Origin of the sequence: Agromyces mediolanus, from assembly GCF_044917495.1 — a bacterium.
Lineage (GTDB): Bacteria > Actinomycetota > Actinomycetes > Actinomycetales > Microbacteriaceae > Agromyces > Agromyces mediolanus_B.
Map to the genome: position 1 here is coordinate 34,738 of NZ_JAVSSI010000009.1, position 18,475 is coordinate 53,212.

Genomic DNA, 18,475 nt, shown 5'->3' on the forward strand with positions numbered 1-18,475 from the left:
CGCCCCGGCATCCGCTCCGCCCCGCTGTCCCGCAGAACCACCCAGGAGGACCCCATGACCGAATCGACCCCCACCGTGCGGATCCTCGCGAGCACCGACGCCGCGAAGGTCATCAGCCGCGGGCTCACCCGCCGCGGATTCATCAGCGCCGCGGTCGCCGCCGGCGCGACCGGCGTCCTGGCCGCCTGCACCCCCGGCGGCGGCGCGCAGAACGCCCCCGTCGCGACGGGCGGGCCGCTCGAGTCGAAGCTCTCGATCTACACCTGGGGCGATTACGACGCCCCTGACGTGCTCGAGTCGTTCACGAAGGAGCTGGGGCCGAAGATCACGCTCAGCTCCTTCAACTCGAACGAGGAACTCATCTCGAAGCTCGTCGCGGCGAAGGGCACGAGCGGCTTCGACATCGTCGTGCCGACCGGCACCTTCATCCCGCAGATGATCGAGAACGGGCTGCTGCAGAAGTTCAACAAGGAACTGATCCCGAACATCGAGCACATGGACCCGGCGTTCCTCGGCCGGGCCTGGGACCCCGACAACGAGTACTCCATCTGCAAGGCGTGGGGCACCACCGGCTTCGTCTACGACAAGAACATCATCACGCGCGAGCTGAAGGACTGGAACGACTTCATCGACGCCGCGCAGAACGAGGCAAGCGGCAAGACGAGCGTCCTCGACGACCCCGCCGAGCTCACCGGCATCTACTTCTGGGCGAACGGCATCGACTGGACGACGACCGACCCGGCCGATCTCGACGCCGCCGAGGACTTCCTCGTGAACACCCTCGCGCCGCACGTCGCGGCCTTCGACTCGTACCCGGGCGGCTCGGCGATCCCGCAGGGCACCCAGGTGCTCATGCAGGCCTGGAACGGCGACGCCCGCCTCGGCATCCTGGAGAGCCCCGACCCCAGCCGCTGGCAGTGGGTGCTCGGCTCCCCCGCGACGGAACTGTGGATGGACAACTGGGCCATCCCGACCGGTGCGCCGAACCCGGAGGCCGCGCACGCGTTCATCAACTACGTGCTCACCCCGGAGAACTCGCTCGCCGAGCTCGACTACATCGGCTACCACACGGGCGCGACGGGCATCGAGCAGGCGGCGGCCGACGCCGAGCTGCCGATGCTCGACCTCGTCTTCTTCACCCCCGAGCAGGTCGAGACGATGCACGAGGGCGAGGTGAACGAGGCGCAGGAGCGCATCGTCGAGATCTGGAACACGATGAAGGCGGCGGCCGGTGCGTAAGAGCGCCGGCGTCGCCCTCGCCTTCCCGGCGTGGGTGTGGCTGCTGGTCTTCTTCGTCGCCCCGGTGGGGATGGTGATCTGGTTCAGCTTCGGCTACAAGCCGGGCATCTTCGGCACCCACGCGAACGACGTGCTGTCGTTCGACCGCTACGCCGAGGCGATGTCGCCGACGTTCTTCGCGACGTTCCAGAACACGCTCTGGGTGGGCATCGCGGGCACGGTGATCTGCCTGCTGGTCGGCCTGCCGGTCGCGTACTGGATGGCGGTGAAGGCCCCGCCGTCGCGGCGCGGGCTGCTCGTGGCGCTCGTGATGGTGCCGTTCTGGACGAACTTCCTCGTGCGCACGATCGGCTGGCAGGTGATCCTCGCGCCCGAGGGGTGGCTGTCGAGCGCGCTGCAGGCGATCGGCCTCATCAACGGGCCGCTCGATCTGCTGTACACCCGCGGCGCGGTGCTCCTCGGCGTCGTGTACAACTACCTGCCGCTCATGATCCTGCCGCTCTTCGTCGCGTTCGACCGGGTCAGCGGCCCGCTCCGCGAGGCCTCGAAGGACCTGGGCGCGGGCCGCTGGACGACGTTCTTCCGCGTCACGCTGCCGCTCGCGCGGCCCGGCGTCGTCGCGGGCGTGCTGCTCGTGTTCATCCCGCTCATGGGCGACTACATCACGGCGACCGTGCTCGGCGGCGCGAAGGGCAACATGGTCGGGCAGCTCGTCGCGAGCCAGTTCCAGACGGCGCAGAACTGGGCGCTCGGCTCGGCGATGGCGGTGCTGCTCATCATCGTGATCATGGCGACGGTCGCGGTCGGCGCGGGCATCGTCTGGCTCGTCACGCTGCCGTTCCGCAGCCGGAACCGGCTCGTGCTCGGCGATCCCGAGCCGGCCCCCGTGTCGAAGCCCGTCGAGGAGGTGGCCGCATGAAGCAGCGGTCGTGGTCGGATGTCGTCCTGAGCGTGTGGGGCGTCCTCGTCTTCGTGTTCCTCTTCGCGCCGATCCTCGTGATCATCGTGTCCTCGTTCAACGTGGGGCGCCTGCTCGTGTCGTGGCAGTCGTTCGGCTTCGACTCGTTCCTCGCGCTGTTCGAGAAGCCCGCGATCCGCGACGCCGTCTGGATCTCGGTGCAGACGGGCTTCATCGCGGCGATCGTCGCGACCCTGCTCGGCACCCTCGCCGGCATCGCGATGGCCCGCCACCCCGGCAAGTGGGTGTGGTGGTTCCTCGGCCTGCTGCTCCTCGTCTCGGTGACGCCGGAGATCGTCGACGCGGTGGCGCTCCTGCCGTGGCTCGTCTTCCTCGGCCAGGACCTCGGCATCGGGCTCTTCAACGACGGCATCATCCGACTCGTGATCGGCCACTCGCTGTTCTCGGTCGCCGTGGTCTCGTACCTCGTCCGGGCCCGGCTCGTCGGCCAGGAGGGACAGCTCGAGGAGGCCTCGGCCGACCTCTACGCGAAGCCGCCCGCCACCTTCCGCCGGGTCACGCTGCCCCTCGCGATGCCCGCCGTGCTCGCCGGCTTCCTCCTGTCGTTCACGCTCAGCCTCGACAACACCGTCATCGCGGCGTTCGTGCAGGTCTCGGGCACCACCCCGTGGCCGGTGTACGTGCTGAGCGCGCTCCGCAGCGGGCTCCGGCCGGAGATCGCCGCGGTGTCGACGATCATGCTCGTGCTGACCCTCCTGGCGCTCGGCCTCGTCGCGTACGTGCTGCGGCGCGCGGGCGACTCCGCGGCCGACATCGCCCGCACCATGGGCGGCGGCTGAGCCGCACGCCGCGCTCTTCGAAAGGACCCACACGGATGCCCCACGCCGACCTCGTCTTCACCGGCGGACCCGTCTTCACCGCGGACACGGTGCGCTCGCGCGCCTCGGCCGTCGCCGTCTCGGGCGGCCGGATCGTCGCTGTCGGCGCCGACCGCGACGTGCGGGAGCTCGTCGGCTCCGGCACGGAGGTCGTCGACCTCGCCGGGCGGCTCCTCGTGCCCGGCTTCCAGGACGCGCACGTGCACCCCGTCTGGGGCGGGCTCGACATGCTCCGCTGCGACCTCCGCGACGGCGAGGACCAGGACGCGTACCTCCGGACCATCGCGGCGTACGCGGCGGCGCATCCGGATGCCCCGTGGATCCTCGGCGGCGGTTGGGGCATGTCGGCGTTCCCCGGCGGCACGCCGACGGCCGCGGTGCTCGACCGGGTGCTGCCCGACCGGCCCGCGTTCCTGCCGAACCGCGACGGGCACGGCGCCTGGGTGAACAGCGCGGCGCTCCGGCTCGCCGGGATCGACCGGCGCACCCCCGACCCGGCCGACGGCCGCATCGAGCGCGACGCCGACGGCGAGCCGAGCGGCACCCTGCACGAGGGGGCGATGGACCTCGTGCGCCGGCACGTGCCCGCCACCACCCCGGCCGAGCTCGAGGCCGCGGTGCTCGAGGGCCAGCGCTACCTGCACTCCTTCGGCGTGACGGCCTGGCAGGACGCGATCGTCGGCGACTACGGCGTGGGCGACGACCCCGGCCGCGCGTACCTCGCGGCCGCGGCATCCGGGCGCCTCACCGGTCGCGTCGTCGGGGCGCTCTGGTGGGACCGGGCGAAGGGGCTCGAGCAGATCGACGCCCTCGTGGCGAAGCGCGAGGAGTACCGGGGCGGCCGCTTCGCCGCGACGAGCGTGAAGATCATGCAGGACGGCGTCGCCGAGAACTTCACCGCCTCGATGCTCGAGCCGTACTGCGACGGCCACGGGCATCCGACCGACAACTCGGGGATCTCCTTCGTCCCGCCCGAGATCCTGAACGAGGCCGCGCCGCGGCTCGACGCGCTCGGCTTCCAGCTGCACTTCCACGCGATCGGCGACCGGGCGGTGCGCGAATGCCTCGACGCCGTCGAGCACGCGATCGCGAGGAACGGCCGCACCGACCACCGGCACCACATCGCGCACCTGCAGGTGGTGCACCCCGAGGACGTGCCGCGCTTCCGCGAGCTCGAGGTCGCGGCGAACATGCAGTCGCTCTGGGCGGCGCTCGAACCGCAGATGGTGGAGCTGACGCTGCCGTTCCTCGGCTCGCCCCGCGACGCCTGGCAGTACCCGTTCGGCGACCTGCTGCGCTCGGGCGCGGTGCTCGCGGCCGGCAGCGACTGGTCGGTGTCGACGCCGAACCCGCTCTCGGCCATCCACGTCGCCGTGAACCGGGTGTCGGCGCCGGGCGAGGAGGAGGGCGAGTACCCGCCGTTCCTCCCGGAGCAGGCGATCGACCTCGCGACCTCGCTCACCGCGTACACGGCGGGCTCGGCGTTCGTGAACCACCTCGACGCGACCGGCAGCATCGCGGTCGGCAAGCTCGCCGACCTCGCCCTGCTCGACCGGGACCCCTTCGCGGGGCCGACGTCCGAGATCGGCGCGACGCGCGTGCTGCAGACCTTCGTCGAGGGCGAGCGGGTGCACGCCGCCGACGACGCCTGAGCCGGGGAACGCGCCACCGGGGGTGCGCTGTGCGCGCCGGGTGCGCCGCGCGCGTCGGGTGCGCCAGGTGCGCCAGGTGCGCGGTGCGCCGGGTGCCGTGCGTGCGTCGGGTGCCGTGCGTGCGCTGCGGGTGCCATGCGTGCGTCGGGTGCGCGGCGCGCCGGCGGTGCACGACGACGGCCCGCACCCTCATCGGGTGCGGGCCGTCGTGGTGCCGCTCAGGCGCAGGGTTCGCTGCGCCTCAGCGGATGCGCCGGGTCCGGCGTCGTGCGGTGCGGAACGCGCTCAGCTGGCGCAGACGGTGCCGAGCTCGGTGACCGACTCCTGCAGCGAGGTGATGTGCTCGCTCATGGCCGAGATGTCGGCGTTCGCCGGGTCGGCGACCATGCCGTCGAGGTAGACGACGTACTCGTCGAGCGCCGTGGCTGCCTGGTCGGCGGCGGCCTTGACCTCGGGGTTGCCGACCTTCGCGGCGGTCTCCGTGACGGTGGCCGAGGCATCCTTCAGGGCGGCGAGCGCGGCCGCGGGGTCGCTCGCGTCGACCGAGCTCAGGCCCGAGAGCTCCTGGAGCGCCGACTGGACGTCGGTGCACGCCTCCTGCTTGGTCTGCTCGGCCGCGGGTGCCTCCGCCTGCTTCTCCGCCTTCGCGGCGGTGCCCTCGGCGTTGCCGCCCGAGGCGCAGCCGGCGAGGAGCAGGGCCATCGCGGCGAACGAGACGGCGGCGATCTTACGGGTTGCGGTCATGATGGTTCTGGTTCCCTCCGGTTCCCGGGTCGGTCCCGGGCCCCCGCGGACCATCCAAGCAGGAGATGGGGTTCCCCCCAAATGGGGAGGGGTGCCCATCGTGGATTCGGCCCGATCACGGGGAATTCGGCGCACTCCGCGCGCGGATCGGCCACAGTCGGCCACCGCGGAGGCGCACGCCGTCCGGTCAGGCGAGCCACCGCCGTCGCAGCCGCAGCCGCCGTCGCCGTCGCCGTCGCGGTCGTCGTCGAGGGTCACCCCACGCTGCCGCTGCCGCTGCCGCCGCCGCCGCCGCCGAGCAGGATCACGCCGCCCCACCGCTGAACAGCAGTCACGCCGGCACGCTGCTGAGCAGGAACGGGCGCGCCTCGTCGATCCCGCTCACCTCGAGCGCCCACTCTGGACGCCGGAACTCGGCCGCCTCGAGTCGGAACCGCACCTCGTCCTCGACGACGCCGGGCCTGGGCGAGCGCCGCGCGACCCCGTTCTCCCGATAGCCGAGCTTCGTCGAGACGGCGCGGGATGCGGCGTTCCAGTCGTACGCCTCCGACTCCGCGACGGTCGCACCGAGGTGATCGAACGCGAACAGGAGGAGCGCGGCCCGCATCTCGGCGCCGAACCCGAGTCCCTGCCGAGCACGCGTCAGCCAGGAGCCGCTCGACACGGTGCGCAACTCGGCGAAGTTCGTCGCACGCAGATCCTGCACGCCGATCGGACGGCCGTCCTCGACGACCGCGAGGAGCAGGTTCCACTCGTTCGGGGCGACGGCCGCGCGCTCGCGCCAGACGAATCGCGCCAAGTTCGGCAGCAGCTCCTCACGCGGCGCGTCCGTCCAGGGAACACCGAACGGCGTACGCCCGGGCGGGTGCACGCCGTCGAGCGCGGCCTCGGCGAGGCCCGGGAGGTCGTCGTCCCGCACCGGTCGGAGCTCGAGCCGCGGCGAGCGCAGCCGGAGACGGAAGACGGGCCAGACGTCGACGAGATCCATTCGTCGACGATACCGATTCTGACGCTCGGCTCCCGGCTCACGCACCCCGCGCTCCGCCCACGCCGGACTTCACGCGGGACGACCCGTCCTCACGGCTCACACCCCCTGCGCCCCGCCCACGCCGACCCCCGGGGCGAGGCGCGGCGCGGCGAGGCGCGGTTCGCGCTCGTCAGATCATGCGGTCACAGCCGGGGCCAGGAGCGCGGTCAGGCGATCGTCTCGAGCAGGCTGCGATGGGCCGGCAACCACCCGAGCGAGCGAGCCTTCCGCCCCAGCGCTCGCTGGTCGAGCAGCAGTGCGTCGGCGAACGGCGTTCCGAGCCTCGCCCTCGAATCGTCCGCCGACTCCTCGGCCACGCCGCGCGCCCGGCCTGCGGCCACCGCCGCCTCCCCGATCGCCCGCACGGAGAGCGGCTCGCCGTCGACCGCGATCACCCGGCCCGACGGGTGCGGGTGCTCCACGGCCAGCCGGTAGAGGCGCGCGAGGTCGGTCCGGTGCACGAGACTCCAGTGCTGCCGGCCGTCGCCGACGAGCCGCACTCGCCCGTCTGCTTCCGGCGTCGTCACGAGGTCCGGAATCCCTCCGTCGCCGTAGACCACACCCGGCGCGATGATCGTCGCCGATACGGAACCGGCGAGGAGGCGCTCCTCCAGCGGAACTCGCCAGGCGACGATCTCGGGGGGATCGAGCGGGCCGTCGTCGTCCAGTTCGACGCCCGAGCCGAACTCCCAGATGCCGCTCGTGTGGACGAATCGGCGCTCCGTTCCGGCGAACGCGAGCTCGATGGCATCGACGATCACGGAATCGAACTCGGCGGCACCGGTCTGCGGAGCGGCAGTGTGGATCGCGGCATCCGCCTCGGAGAGCCGCGCCGTGAACCAGTCATGGTCCGTCACTTCGCCGAGCCGAGCGTTCGCACCGGCGGCGGCGACGCGCTCGGCGGACTGTTCGCTCCGCACGATCGCCGCAACCTCGTGGCCCGCCGCGACGAGTTCGGCGAGCACCGCCGATCCGATGGTTCCGGTTGCTCCGGTCAGTAGGATTCTCATGCCGGCAACGCTATGGAAGCGCGCCCGGTTACTTCAACGGAACTTCCCTCCGGGGAACCACGACGCCGGACGGGACACCGCCGATGCCTCAGCCGCACACCATCGCCGCGACCGCAGCGGACGACGCCCCGGACGTGCTCGCGCCCGACTGCCCGAGCCGGGTGGTGTTCGAACGGATCGGCGAACGCTGGACCATGTTCGTGCTCCTCGCCCTGGAGCGCGGCGGGACACTGCGCTTCGGCGAACTCCGCGAGCGCGTCGGCCGGGTCACGCCGAAGGTGCTCACGGAGACGCTGCGCGCGCTCGAGGCCGATGGCCTGATCCGACGACGCGCCTACCGGGACTCTCCGCCGCGGGTCGAGTACTCGCTGACGGAGCTCGGCACCTCGCTGCTCAAACCGATCCGAGCGATGCGGGAGTGGGCGGAGGCCCACGTGCCGGAAGTGCTGGCGGCTCGTGAACGCTCGCTCGACGACGCCCGAGTCTGACAGAGCACCACTCCTTCACCTCGTATACACGTTCGAATTTCACCGCTCCTCCTTCAGCTCACACCGTCATACCCGGTTACGATCGAATCTTCCGAGATCCTGCTCGTTCGCTTCTGAGACAAGGCTAGGACTACCAGCACTCGCCGACGGAAGTTATCCACAGGTCGAACACACCTTCGAATTTGGCGCCCAGGCGGGGCGACAATGGAGGCATGCACTCCGAACCAGCCACAGACGCCTTCGCTGCGGCAGCGGCCAGCGCCGTTGAAGCATGGGCGGGCGCGCTGACTGCGCCGGTGTTCGGCATCGATGCAGAAGTGCACGCGATGAGCGGACCGGGTCTGGTTCGCTCCATCGAGGCCCTTGCCGCGGCCGCCCGCGCGCTCGACGCCCTGCAGGCGCGTTGCGCCGCCGAACTCGCCGATCGTTCCTGCGGCGAGGTGGAGTCAGACCTCGCCAGGGAGCACGGCTTCCCGAACGCGGCCAGGCTCATCGCCACGGCGAGCGGGCGCCGGAACCTCGACGCCGTTCGCATGATCGAGGTGGGGCGGGCGATCGCGTCGCGACGGAGCTTCTTCGACGACGAACTCCCGGCCAGGCGCCCGCTCCTCGCGGCAGCGATGCACCGCGGCGCCATCTGCGTCGATGCAGCCGCAGTCGTCTCGCGATTCCTCGACCGCATCGAGATGCGCAGTTCCCCCGAGGCGATCAGCGCCGCCGAGGCTCTGCTGGTCGACCGTGCCCCGATCGTCGGCGTCGACGGCGTCCACGCACTCGTCAAGCGGCTCGAAGCCCATCTCGATCCCGACGGCGTCGAACCTCGAGAAGCGGAGCTCCGCGCCAGACGATCGCTCACCATCCGCGAGGACCGTTCCGGCATGATCGTCGTCCGAGGCGCGTTCGACCCCGAAAGCGGTGCGGCGGTGAAGTCGGCCGTCGAATCCCTGGTGGGCGCTGCACTCCGGGCTGCCCGCGGCCGCACTCTCCCGGGGCGCACCGACGGCGGCGTCCCGGAGCCCAACGGCGCGACACCCGCCGACCCGGTGTTCCGCGAAGACCGATCGATCGCCCAGCTCAACGCCGACGCGCTCGCGGACCTCGCCCGGCACGCACTGAGCTGTGGCGAGGCGCCGACCGCGCTTCGGCGGGTCACCGTGGTCGCGCGAGTCGATGCCGAGGCGCTCGTCTCCGGGAACGGGCATGCCACGATCGACGGCATCGACCAGCCGGTCTCGATCGCGACGGCACGCGCCCTGGCCCTGAGCGCCGGGATCAGCCCGCTCCTGCTCGGCGACGCTCGAGCTCGACTCGACCTCGGGCGCTCGGCACGACTCTTCAGCGCCGAGCAGAAGCTCGTGCTCGTCGATCGCGACGGCGGCTGCGCCTGGCCCGGATGCCTCAGGCCGCCCGGGTACGGCGAAGCGCACCACATCGCCTGGTGGCAGCGCGACGACGGGCGCACCGATACGGGCAACGGCATCATGCTGTGCAGCCACCACCACCATCGTGTCCACCGCGACGGCTGGCGGATTCAGGTGCGCGACGACCGCAGCTGGTTCATCCCGCCCGCGCATCTCGATCCGCAGCAGATCCCCCGCCCGGGCAACCTCGCGAGCGAACGCCTGCTCGCCGAGCGGTTCACGAAACGGCGAGGCCCGTTCCGCGGTTCTCGAAGCGCCCCCGACCGCGACCACCGCGGCACATCCCGAGATGCGCTCGGGAGGGCTCCCGCGAACCGGCCGCCTCCGGCTAGCGTGAGCGCATGACCCGCACGCTGCTCATCATCGATATCCAACAGGACTACTTCCCCGGTGGCCGGCACCCGCTCGTCGGCCCCGAAGCGGCAGCCGCGCGCGCCTCCGAGGTGCTCGGTGCCTGGCGCGCGCACGGCGAACCGGTCGTGCACATCCAGCACGTCTGGGATGCCCCGGACGCGGCATTCTTCCAGCCGGGCACGCCCGGCATCGAGATCCACCCGAGCGTCGCGCCCCGCGACGGCGAGACCCTGATCACGAAGACGCTGCCGAACGCCTTCCTCGGGACCGATCTCGAACGAGTGCTCCGAGACGGGGCAGTCCGGGTCGCAGCCGAGCCGGCTGGGGCCGCGCACTCCGACACCTCGCAGTCCGACACCGCACAAGCCGACGACACGCAAGCCGCCGCCGCCCAGCTCCAGGCCGCCGCCGCCGCTCCCGAGCTCGTCGTCATGGGCATGATGTCGAGCATGTGCGTCGACGCGACGGTCCGCGCCGCGGCGGACCTCGGCTTCGAGGTCACGGTCGTGCACGACGCCTGCGCAGCCCCCGATCTCGCGTTCGACGGCGTGACCGTACCGGCGGCGCAGGTGCACGCCGCGTTCATGGCGGCACTCGGAGACAGCTACGCCGCCGTCACGACCGCCGAGGAGCTGCTCGCCGGGCGCTGACCACATTTCGCACTTCTTCACTCCGCCGGCGGCGCGATCGCCGCGCATCACACCACAAGACCGACTCCGCGCCGCTCACGAGCAGAATTCTTGCGAAAGTTCCGTTTGCGGCATCCGTCCGCGCGTGTGACCATCGTTGACATGATCGCCGCCGATCGACCCTCGACCGACCCAGCCGGCCCCGAGCCCGGCGAGGTCGACGCGCTCACGCTCGGCCGCCGCATCCGCGAGCACCGCACCGCCCGGGGCATGACCCTCGGCGAGCTGGCCCGATCGATCGACCGCGCACCCAGCCAGGTGTCCGCGATCGAGAACGGCAAGCGCGAACCTCGCCTCTCGATGCTCCGCACGATCGCGCTCGCCCTCGGCACGACCGTCGACGAGCTCCTCCGCGCCGACGCCCCGAGCGAACGGGCTGCGCTCGAGATCGCCGTCGAGCGCGCCCAGCGCGGCCCCGTCTTCGCGGCGCTCGGCCTCGACCCGTTCCGCGTCGCGAAGACGATGAACGACCAGACCCTGCAGACGATCCTCGCCCTGCACAACGAGATCGACCGGCTGCACCGCGAGCGCGCCGCCACCCCGGAGGAGGCGCGCCGCGCCAACGCCGAGCTCCGCGCGGAGATGCGCGCGCGCGACAACTTCTACCCCGAGCTCGAACGGGTCGCCGCCGAGCTGCTCGAAGCGGTCGGGCACACCGGCGGCCCGGTCTCGCACCAGCTCGTCGCCGATATGGCGTCCCACCTCGGCTACTCGCTGCACTACGTCGGCGATCTCCCGCACTCGACCCGGTCCGTCACCGACAAGCGGCACGGTCGCATCTATCTGCCGACGCAGCAGTCCCCCTCGCGCGACTCGCGCTCGCCGATCCTGCAGGCGCTCGCGAGCCACCTCCTGCACCACGAGGAGCCCCGCGACTACGGCGAGTTCCTCCGCCAGCGGGTCGAGACGAACTACCTCACCGCGGCGATCCTCCTCCCCGAGCAGGCGGCCGTCCGCTACCTCGCCGAGGCGAAGAACCTGCGCCGCATCTCGATGGAGGAGCTGCGCGACCACTTCGCCGTCTCCTACGAGACCGCCGGTCACCGCTTCACGAACCTCGCGACCGCGCGCCTCGAGATCCCGGTGCACTTCATGAAGGTGCACGAGTCGGGCACGATCATCAAGGCGTACGAGAACGACCGCGTCCGCTTCCCCTCCGACGCGCTCGGCGCGGTCGAGGGCACGACGGTGTGCCGCAACTGGACGGCGCGCACCGTGTTCGACGTGGAGGACCGCTTCAGCCCCTGGTACCAGTACACGGACACTCCGTCCGGCACCTTCTGGTGCACCTCCCGCATCGAGAAGGCGAAGGAGGGCGAGTACTCGGTCTCGGTCGGCGTGCCCTTCGAGCATGTGAAGTGGTTCCGCGGGCGGGAGACCCCGCACCGCGCGGTCTCCCGCTGCCCCGACCCGAGCTGCTGTCAGGCCCCGGAGGGACTCGCCGACAAGTGGGCGGATGCCTCGTGGCCGGCCGCGCGCACACCGACGAGCCTCCTCGCGGCGCTGCCGACCGGGACCTTCCCGGGCGTCGACCAGACCGAGGTGTACGAGTTCCTCGAGCAGCACGCCCCCGCGGTCTGACCGCTCGACGGCCGGGTCCGTCCCGTCAATCTGTCCGGCGCCGCCGCGATTCCGCGACAACGGCGGGCTGGCGAGCCGGCCGCCGTCGCGTCAGGATGGTGGGAACCAAACACGCATCGGAGTGATCCCCGTGGGCACCACCGTCTTCGAACGACGTCGACCCTCTTCATCCGTCATCGAGCATGCGCTCGCCGACACCCGCCATTCGGTCTTCTGGCGGGACGACCTGCCCGAGGCGCTGAAGCCGTCGCGGCCGAAACTCACCGGCACGGTCGTCGCTGACCTCGTCATCGTCGGCGGCGGCTACACCGGCCTCTGGACCGCGCTCCTCGCGAAGGAGCGCGCCCCCGAATCGCACGTCGTCCTCGTCGAGGCGAAGCGCATCGGCTGGGCCGCGTCCGGTCGCAACGGCGGCTTCTGCGAGGCGAGCCTCACGCACGGCCATGAGAACGGCGTGTCCCGCTGGCCGAAGGAGATGCCGCTCCTCGACCGCCTCGGTCTCGAGAACCTCGACGCGATCGAGGCGAGCGAGCAGAAGTACGGCATGGACTTCCAGTTCGAGCGCACCGGGCAGCTCGCCCCCGCGATCGAGGAGCACCAGCTCGAGTGGCTCCGCGAGTGGGCCGACGAGGCCGCCGCCGCCGGCGAGGCCGACGACGTCGTGTATCTCGACGAGGCCGCCGTCCAGGCATCCGTCCACTCCCCGACCTACCTCGGCGGCGTGTGGGAGAAGCGCACCAACGCGATGGTGCACCCGGCCCGCCTCGCGGCCGAGCTCGCCCGGGTCGCCGAGGAGCGCGGCGTCGAGATCTTCGAGCAGTCGCCCGTCCGCCGCATCGACACCCCCGGGTCGACCGGCGCCGTCGGCGTCGTCACCGACGGCGGCCGCGTCGACGCGCGGCACGCGGTGCTCGCGACGAACGTGTTCCCCTCGCTGCTGAAGCGCAACCGGCTGATGACCGTGCCGGTCTACGACTACGTCCTCATGACGGAGCCGCTCTCGGCCGAACAGCTCGACTCGATCGGCTGGAAGGACCGCCAGGGCATCGGCGACATGGCGAACCAGTTCCACTACTACCGGCTCTCGAAGGACAACCGCATCCTGTTCGGCGGCTACGACGCCGTCTACCACTACGGCCGCAAGGTGCGCGATCAGTACGAGAACCGCCCGGAGTCGTGGCAGAAGCTCGCGAGCCACTTCTTCACGACGTTCCCGCAGCTGGAGGGCCTGCAGTTCAGCCACCAGTGGGCCGGCGCGATCGACACCTCGACGCAGTTCACGGCGTTCTTCGGCACGGCGCGCGAGCACCGCGTCGCCTACGCCGCGGGCTTCACCGGCCTCGGCGTCGGATCGACGCGCTTCGCCGCCGAGGTCATGCTGGACCTCCTCGAGCGGCGCGACAACGAGCGCACCCAGCTCGAGATGGTGCGCAAGCGCCCGCTGCCGTTCCCGCCCGAGCCGGCCGCCGCGATCGGCATCAACGCGACCCGCTGGTCGCTCGACCGCGCCGACCACAACCGGGGCAAGCGCAACGTGCTGCTGAAGACGCTCGACGCCCTCGGCCTCGGGTTCGACTCGTGAGCGCCGAGCAGCAGGGCGCCGAGCAGCAGGGCGCCGAGCGTCTCGTCCCCGGCGTGCTCGTCGACGGCCCCGCCGCCGCGCTCGAGCACGAGCCGGTGCCCGCCGAGCAGTCCGTCGCGGGCGAGCCGACGACCGCCTACCTCCCGCTCGACGTCTCGGATGCCGGTGAGATCGGCATCTGGGAGATGAGCCGCGGCACGATGCGCGACACCGAGGTCGACGAGGTGTTCGTCGTCCTCGCCGGCGACGCCACGGTCGAGTTCGTCGAGCCGGCGCGCGAGCCGATCGTGCTCGCGCCGGGCTCGGTGGTGCGGCTCGAGGCCGGCATGCAGACGATCTGGACCGTGCGGGAGCCCCTGCGCAAGGTGTTCATCGAGCGCTGAGCGCTCCGGCGCGGCGGCGAGCCGCGCACGCACCAGACCACGAAGACGAAGGAGAGAGCCAAGATGGCGAAGTACCGGGTGCAGAACCCCGCGACCGGCGAGATCGTCGAGACCTTCGAGGTCGCGACCGACGCCGAGATCGAGCAGACCCTCGCGGCGGCCGACGGCGCGTACCGCGAGTGGCGGGAGCGCAGCGTGCAGGAGCGCGCCGGCGCCGTGAAGCGCGTCGCCGAGCTGTTCGAGGAGCGCAAGGAGGAGCTCGCGCGCCTCATCGCGGTCGAGATGGGCAAGTCGTACGCCGAGTCGATCGACGAAGTCGAGTTCGCGACCGCGATCATCGACTACTACGCGGTGCACGGGCCGAGCCTCATCACCGACTACGAGATCCCCTCGACGATCCCCGGGAAGGCCGTCATCGAGCAGCTCCCGATCGGCACCCTGCTCGGCGTCATGCCGTGGAACTTCCCCTACTACCAGGTCGCCCGCTTCGCGGCCCCGAACCTGGTGCTCGGCAACACGATCATCCTGAAGCACGCCGACATCTGCGCCCGCTCGGCCCTCACGATCCAGGAGATCATGGAGGAGGCCGGCGTGCCGGTCGGCGGCTACCAGAACGTCTTCGCCTCGCACGAGCAGATCGCGACGATGATCGCCGACGACCGCGTGCAGGGCGTCTCCCTCACCGGCTCCGAGCGGGCCGGTGCGATCATCGGCGAGCAGGCGGGCCGCAATCTGAAGAAGTGCGTGCTCGAGCTCGGCGGCATCGACCCGATGGTCGTGCTCGACGCCGACGACGTCGCGAGCGTCGCGAAGGCGGCCTGGGACTTCCGCGTCTACAACGGCGGCCAGGTCTGCAACTCGAACAAGCGGCTGATCGTCATGGACGACATCTACGACGAGTTCGTCGCCGAGCTGAAGAAGCTCGCCGACGGCCTCGTCCCCGGCGACCAGCTCGACCTCGGCGAGGGCGAGTACGCCCCGCTGTCGACGCGGGTCGCCGCCGAGACGGTGCACGCCCAGGTGCAGCGCGCGGTCGCGGCGGGCGCGACGCTCGAGGCGGGCGGCGTGCTCTCGGACGGCCCCGGCGCGTACTACTCGCCGGCCGTGCTCACGGGCGTCCCGCGCGACTCGGAGTCGTACCGCGAGGAGATCTTCGGGCCGGTCGCGACCGTCTACCGGGTGCACAGCGACGAGGAGGCGCTCGAGCTCGCGAACGACTGCGACCTCGGCCTCGGCGGCTCCGTGTTCTCCACCGACGAGGCGCGCGCGGCACGGGTCGCCTCCCGGCTCGAGGTCGGCATGACCCACGTCAACACGATCGCGGCGGAGGCGGCCGAGCTGCCCTTCGGCGGCGTGAAGCGCTCCGGCTTCGGCCGCGAGATGGGCCCGATCGGCATCGGCGAGTTCGCGAACCGCCGCCTGTCCTTCGTCGCGAAGTAGCGCGAAGCAGGCCGGGAAGCAGCCGGGAAGCCGACAAGACGGGGACGCGGGCGACATGAGCCACGACGCGGGGACCACCGGGGAGCGCGAGCTCCGGGTGGTCCTCGCGCAGCTCGCGGCGACGCCCCGCGACCTCCGCGCCAACGCGGCGACGATCCGCGAGGTGCTGGCGGCGCATCCGGATGCCGAGCTCGCCGTCTTCCCGGAGCTGTTCCTCTGCGGCTACACCGGCCAGCGGGTCGCCGAACTCGCCGTGACCCACGACGATCCGATCCTCGCGGAGCTCGGGGCGGCCTGCCGCGCCGCCGGCACGGCGATCGCGTTCGGCTTCGCCGAGCGCGCCGAGGATGCCGCGCCGGCGGGCGACGGGGATGCCGCGGTGCACAACGCCCTCGCGATCATCGACGCCGAGGGCCGGCTCGCCGCGGTCTACCGCAAACGGCTCCTCTTCGGCGCCGAGGCCGAGGCGTTCGCCGCCGGGGACGCCGACGTGCTCGGCACGGCCGCGGGCGCCACGATCGGCGCGCTCATCTGCTTCGACATCGAGTTCCCCGAGCCCGCGCGCCGGCTCGCGCTCGCCGGCGCCGAGCTGCTCGTCTCGGTCGCCGCGAACATGGCGCCGTTCCTGCCCGACCACGAGCTCGCGTCCCGTGCCCGCGCGCTCGACAACCGGCTGCCGCACGTGTACGTCAACGCGGTCGGCGAGGCCGAGGGCTTCCGCTTCGTCGGCGGATCGCGGGCGGTCCGAGCCGACGGCTCCGTCGCCCTCGAGCTCGGCGGCGACGAGGAGATCGCCGAGGCGGTGCTGATGGTGGGCGCCCCGGTCGATCCCGCCGTGGACTACCTGCGCTTCCTGCGCTGACGACTGGAGAGGTTCAGCCCAGCGAGCAGTCCAGCGCGAGCTCCGCGTACTCGACGACCGCACGGCGGCACTCCGCCCGGTCGAGCTCGACCCCGATCAGCGGATAGAGGTCGTAGGCGTCCTCGAGCGCGACGAGGTTGCGGGCGATCGTGGCCTGCTCCTGCCGCGGCCGGAAGGCGCCGAGCGCGGCGCCCACCTCGATCGTCGAGCGGTAGAGCATCACCTGCCGCTCCACGATGGAGCGGTGCAGCGGCTTGTACTGCGGTTTCTCGCGCAGCAGGCCGATGCTCTCGTAGACGAGCCGCAGCTCGTCGCTGATCACGTCGGGCACGCCGGCCTCGATGAGCGCACGGAGTCGGAGCGCGGCATCGGGCTCCCGATCGGCGATGGCGCGCCGTCGTTCGTAGAACTCCTCGAGGACCCCCTCGACCGCCGCGAACTGCAGCTGCTCGAACGACTCGAAGTAGTAGAGCACGCTGCCGGCGCTCACCTCCGCCTCGGCCGCCACGGCCCGCACGTTCGCCTGCGCCATCCCCCGCTCGCTCGCGACGCGGCGCAGCGCCGCGACGAGGTCGTCGCGGCGCTGCGCGTGCTTCGCGGAACGCGTCACGCCTCGGCCCGTTCGTCGTCGAGGTTCTCGGCGAGGGCGGCGTAGCGGGCCGGGTCGCGTCGGCGGATGATCATGGCGATCACGATACCGACGATGAACAGCAGCGGCGTCGGCGCGAGCAGCACCCAGTTGATCGGCCCGGTCATCGTCGTCACGATCTCGAAGTTGAACGCGATGAGCAGGAAGCCGGTGATGAGCCCGGCCGCGCCGATCGCCGGGGCCACGAGCACGCGCCAGACGCTGTGCCCGCGCCGGTCCTTCGCGAAGAAGCCGACGACGGCGACCGCGGCCACCGCCTGGGCGAAGACGAGGCCGGCGACCCCCGTGGCGTAGGTCCAGATCGCGAACTGGAGGAACGGATCGGCGCCGAGCAGGAACGCGACGAGGATGGCTGCGACCGCGATGACGCTCATCACGCCGCTCGCGACGTACGGCGCCTTCGTCTTCGGATGCGTCCGGCCGAGCGCGGCGGGCAGCAGCCGTTCCCGCCCGAGCGAGTAGAGGTAGCGGCTCGAGGCGTTGTGGAAGGCGAGGAGGCAGGCGAAGAAGCTCGTCACGATGAGCACCTGCATCACGACCGCGGCCCAGTCGCCGAGGTACTCGGCCCCGGCGGCGAACACCATCGTCTCGAAGGCGTCGCCGCGGGCGATCCCGATGACCCCGTCCGCCCCGAACGCCACCGTCAGCATCCAGAAGGTGAAGGCGTAGAAGACGCCGAGGAAGCCGATGGCGAGGTAGGTGGCGATCGGCACCGTGCGCCGCGGGTTCTTCGCCTCCTCGGCGTAGATCGCGGTGCCCTCGAAGCCGAGGTACGCGCCGAAGCCGACGACGAAGAGGCTGCCGGCGCCGGCGGCGAAGAAGATCTCCTTCGGGTCGAAGGGGGCGGCGCTCCAGGGCTCCGGACCGCCCTGCACGAGCACGGCGACCGAGAGCACGAGGAGGATCGCGACCTCCGCGGTGAGCAGGACGCCGAGCACCTTCGCGCCGACGTCGATCTTGCGATAGCCGAGCAGCGCGACGATCGCGGCCGCGATGAGCGACCAGACGACCCAGGGCAGCTGGATGCCGAAGAGGCCGCCGAACGTCAGCTCGCCGAAGAATCCGATGAAGCCGTAGAAGCAGACGGTGAGGATGGCGTAGGCGAAGATCGTGACGAAGGAGACGCCGAGGCCGGCCGGCTTGCCGAGCCCGCGGGAGACGTAGGCGTAGAAGGCGCCGGTGTTGCGCACGTGCGTCGACATCGCGGTGAAGCCGAGCGCGAAAAGGATGAGCACGACGGCGCAGACGAGCATCGCGCCCGCCGCGCCGATGCCGCCCATGCGCATCGAGGTCGGCGCCGCGCTCGCGACGACGGTGAGCGGTGCGGCGGCCGAGACGACGAAGAAGACGACGTCGCCGACGCCCAGCCGTCCCGCGGCGAGCGCACCGCGACGCGTGGGCGGCGCGGGCTCGGCGGTGTTGATCGTTCGTTCAGACATCATCGTCTCCTCAGCGTGGCGGCGGCCGCAACGAGTGCGGCGGAATCTGAACGGTCATTCAACCGGCCTGCATTCCCGCTGTCAAGGGTGCTAGCGTGATCGTCACCCGAAAGTTGAA

Annotated in this window: 17 protein-coding genes; 12 read left to right on the top strand and 5 right to left on the bottom strand. The window is 71.5% G+C overall.

Features of this window, described 5'->3' with window-relative positions; genetic code table 11:
- Positions 1-54: 54 nt before the first annotated feature.
- From ROT00_RS13355 to ROT00_RS13370, 4 genes are read left to right on the top strand one after another with little or no spacing between them, the layout of a single operon-like run.
- On the top strand, positions 55-1,239 hold the full coding sequence (locus ROT00_RS13355; protein ID WP_404775521.1) for a polyamine ABC transporter substrate-binding protein: 1,185 nt from the start codon (positions 55-57) through the stop codon (positions 1,237-1,239).
- On the top strand, positions 1,232-2,158 hold the full coding sequence (locus ROT00_RS13360; RefSeq protein ID WP_404775522.1) for an ABC transporter permease: 927 nt from the start codon (positions 1,232-1,234) through the stop codon (positions 2,156-2,158). Before ROT00_RS13355 ends, ROT00_RS13360 begins: the two co-directional genes overlap by 8 nt.
- The gene (locus tag ROT00_RS13365) at positions 2,155-2,997 is read left to right on the top strand and encodes an ABC transporter permease (RefSeq protein ID WP_376934221.1); all 843 of its coding nucleotides are present in this window, start codon (positions 2,155-2,157) and stop codon (positions 2,995-2,997) included. Before ROT00_RS13360 ends, ROT00_RS13365 begins: the two co-directional genes overlap by 4 nt.
- A gap of 35 nt (positions 2,998-3,032) precedes the next feature.
- Entirely contained in the window at positions 3,033-4,688 is a 1,656-nt protein-coding gene (locus ROT00_RS13370) for an amidohydrolase (protein ID WP_404775523.1), read from the top strand.
- A gap of 285 nt (positions 4,689-4,973) precedes the next feature.
- On the opposite strand, the gene ROT00_RS13375 is transcribed toward ROT00_RS13370, so the two are convergent.
- The 3 genes from ROT00_RS13375 to ROT00_RS13385 form a co-directional block, all read right to left on the bottom strand.
- Complete coding sequence (locus tag ROT00_RS13375) at positions 4,974-5,432, bottom strand: hypothetical protein (protein WP_404775524.1); 459 nt, start codon at positions 5,430-5,432, stop codon at positions 4,974-4,976.
- 331 nt (positions 5,433-5,763) lie between these two features.
- Complete coding sequence (locus tag ROT00_RS13380) at positions 5,764-6,420, bottom strand: GNAT family N-acetyltransferase (RefSeq protein WP_404775525.1); 657 nt, start codon at positions 6,418-6,420, stop codon at positions 5,764-5,766.
- A gap of 206 nt (positions 6,421-6,626) precedes the next feature.
- Positions 6,627-7,469: an NAD-dependent epimerase/dehydratase family protein gene (locus ROT00_RS13385; protein ID WP_404775526.1), complete on the bottom strand. Its 843-nt coding sequence runs from the start codon at positions 7,467-7,469 to the stop codon at positions 6,627-6,629.
- Positions 7,470-7,552: 83 nt separating this feature from the next.
- Here ROT00_RS13385 and ROT00_RS13390 point away from each other — a divergent pair, with 83 nt between their 5' ends.
- From ROT00_RS13390 to ROT00_RS13425, 8 genes are all read left to right on the top strand, one after another.
- Positions 7,553-7,957, top strand: a complete 405-nt coding sequence (locus tag ROT00_RS13390; RefSeq protein ID WP_404775527.1) for a winged helix-turn-helix transcriptional regulator — start codon at positions 7,553-7,555, stop codon at positions 7,955-7,957.
- 326 nt (positions 7,958-8,283) lie between these two features.
- A complete protein-coding gene (locus ROT00_RS13395; protein ID WP_404775528.1) occupies positions 8,284-9,723 on the top strand; it encodes a DUF222 domain-containing protein in 1,440 nt (479 codons plus the stop codon).
- Positions 9,720-10,382 carry a cysteine hydrolase family protein gene (locus ROT00_RS13400; RefSeq protein ID WP_404775529.1) on the top strand — a complete coding sequence of 221 codons (663 nt, stop codon included), beginning with the start codon at positions 9,720-9,722 and terminating at the stop codon, positions 10,380-10,382. The genes ROT00_RS13395 and ROT00_RS13400 overlap by 4 nt, the downstream gene beginning before the upstream one ends.
- A 141-nt stretch (positions 10,383-10,523) precedes the next feature.
- Positions 10,524-12,002, top strand: a complete 1,479-nt coding sequence (locus ROT00_RS13405; protein ID WP_404775530.1) for a helix-turn-helix domain-containing protein — start codon at positions 10,524-10,526, stop codon at positions 12,000-12,002.
- A 130-nt stretch (positions 12,003-12,132) separates the two neighbouring features.
- A complete protein-coding gene (locus ROT00_RS13410) occupies positions 12,133-13,584 on the top strand; it encodes an NAD(P)/FAD-dependent oxidoreductase (protein ID WP_404775531.1) in 1,452 nt (483 codons plus the stop codon).
- Positions 13,581-13,967 (top strand): cupin domain-containing protein, encoded by a 387-nt coding sequence (locus ROT00_RS13415; RefSeq protein WP_404775532.1) that lies wholly within the window; start codon positions 13,581-13,583, stop codon positions 13,965-13,967. The genes ROT00_RS13410 and ROT00_RS13415 overlap by 4 nt, the downstream gene beginning before the upstream one ends.
- A gap of 63 nt (positions 13,968-14,030) precedes the next feature.
- Complete coding sequence (locus tag ROT00_RS13420; protein ID WP_404775533.1) at positions 14,031-15,407, top strand: NAD-dependent succinate-semialdehyde dehydrogenase; 1,377 nt, start codon at positions 14,031-14,033, stop codon at positions 15,405-15,407.
- A gap of 55 nt (positions 15,408-15,462) precedes the next feature.
- Positions 15,463-16,269, top strand: coding sequence for a nitrilase-related carbon-nitrogen hydrolase (locus tag ROT00_RS13425; protein WP_404775534.1), 807 nt, complete (start codon positions 15,463-15,465; stop codon positions 16,267-16,269).
- Between the two features lie 13 nt (positions 16,270-16,282).
- On the opposite strand, the gene ROT00_RS13430 is transcribed toward ROT00_RS13425, so the two are convergent.
- Together ROT00_RS13430 and ROT00_RS13435 are read right to left on the bottom strand one after the other, a co-directional pair.
- The gene (locus tag ROT00_RS13430; protein WP_404775535.1) at positions 16,283-16,879 is read right to left on the bottom strand and encodes a TetR family transcriptional regulator; all 597 of its coding nucleotides are present in this window, start codon (positions 16,877-16,879) and stop codon (positions 16,283-16,285) included.
- On the bottom strand, positions 16,876-18,357 hold the full coding sequence (locus tag ROT00_RS13435; RefSeq protein WP_404775536.1) for an APC family permease: 1,482 nt from the start codon (positions 18,355-18,357) through the stop codon (positions 16,876-16,878). The genes ROT00_RS13430 and ROT00_RS13435 overlap by 4 nt, the downstream gene beginning before the upstream one ends.
- Positions 18,358-18,475: the final 118 nt, after the last annotated feature.

Excerpts from the sequence above, each read along its gene's own strand:
- ROT00_RS13355 (WP_404775521.1), top strand. The coding sequence starts at position 55 with ATGACCGAATCGACCCCCACCGTGCGGATCCTCGCGAGCACCGACGCC.
- ROT00_RS13365 (WP_376934221.1), top strand. The coding sequence starts at position 2,155 with ATGAAGCAGCGGTCGTGGTCGGATGTCGTCCTGAGCGTGTGGGGCGTC.
- ROT00_RS13370 (WP_404775523.1), top strand. The coding sequence starts at position 3,033 with ATGCCCCACGCCGACCTCGTCTTCACCGGCGGACCCGTCTTCACCGCG.
- ROT00_RS13375 (WP_404775524.1), bottom strand. The coding sequence starts at position 5,432 with ATGACCGCAACCCGTAAGATCGCCGCCGTCTCGTTCGCCGCGATGGCC.
- ROT00_RS13380 (WP_404775525.1), bottom strand. The coding sequence starts at position 6,420 with ATGGATCTCGTCGACGTCTGGCCCGTCTTCCGTCTCCGGCTGCGCTCG.
- ROT00_RS13385 (WP_404775526.1), bottom strand. The coding sequence starts at position 7,469 with ATGAGAATCCTACTGACCGGAGCAACCGGAACCATCGGATCGGCGGTG.
- ROT00_RS13390 (WP_404775527.1), top strand. The coding sequence starts at position 7,553 with ATGCCTCAGCCGCACACCATCGCCGCGACCGCAGCGGACGACGCCCCG.
- ROT00_RS13395 (WP_404775528.1), top strand. The coding sequence starts at position 8,284 with ATGAGCGGACCGGGTCTGGTTCGCTCCATCGAGGCCCTTGCCGCGGCC.
- ROT00_RS13400 (WP_404775529.1), top strand. The coding sequence starts at position 9,720 with ATGACCCGCACGCTGCTCATCATCGATATCCAACAGGACTACTTCCCC.
- ROT00_RS13405 (WP_404775530.1), top strand. The coding sequence starts at position 10,524 with ATGATCGCCGCCGATCGACCCTCGACCGACCCAGCCGGCCCCGAGCCC.
- ROT00_RS13420 (WP_404775533.1), top strand. The coding sequence starts at position 14,031 with ATGGCGAAGTACCGGGTGCAGAACCCCGCGACCGGCGAGATCGTCGAG.
- ROT00_RS13425 (WP_404775534.1), top strand. The coding sequence starts at position 15,463 with ATGAGCCACGACGCGGGGACCACCGGGGAGCGCGAGCTCCGGGTGGTC.
- ROT00_RS13435 (WP_404775536.1), bottom strand. The coding sequence starts at position 18,357 with ATGTCTGAACGAACGATCAACACCGCCGAGCCCGCGCCGCCCACGCGT.